Source organism: Corallococcus sp. AB030 (assembly GCF_003668965.1).
Taxonomy (GTDB): Bacteria; Myxococcota; Myxococcia; order Myxococcales; family Myxococcaceae; genus Corallococcus; species Corallococcus exiguus.
Genome location: NZ_RAWQ01000533.1, coordinates 1 through 389 on the forward strand (window position 1 = coordinate 1; position 389 = coordinate 389).

General features: G+C 30.6%; 1 protein-coding gene. It reads left to right on the plus strand.

Going from position 1 to position 389, the window contains the following annotated elements; all coding sequences use genetic code 11:
• A partial coding sequence (locus D7Y15_RS46305; protein ID WP_233605346.1) for a hypothetical protein occupies positions 1 to 186 on the plus strand: 186 nt, incomplete at its 5' end.
• Positions 187 to 389: the final 203 nt, after the last annotated feature.

Genomic DNA, 389 nt, shown 5'->3' on the forward strand with positions numbered 1-389 from the left:
CAATACATCTTGCTCGTAACAACCATTGTCATCGAACTCGTACTTATTGGTATCGGTTACCGTGTAGCACATGACAACTTCAAAATACCGATTACCATTCAAGATTTAGACCAAACCACTGCATCAAAATCATTCGTCAATAAAATTAAACAATCTGACTATGTAACTATTAAAAAAGTCGATTAAGATGAAAGTTATATTGAAGATGATGTTACTAAAAAGGAAGCTATTTTAAGCATGCAAATTCCTAAAGGTTTCTCTCAAAAATTAAAATAGAACCGTTTAAAAGAAACGATACAGTTATATGGTAGAGATGACTTTATAGGTGGTATTGCTATAGAAATTGTTAGTAGTTCATTATATGAACAGCAAATTCCTAACATTATTTA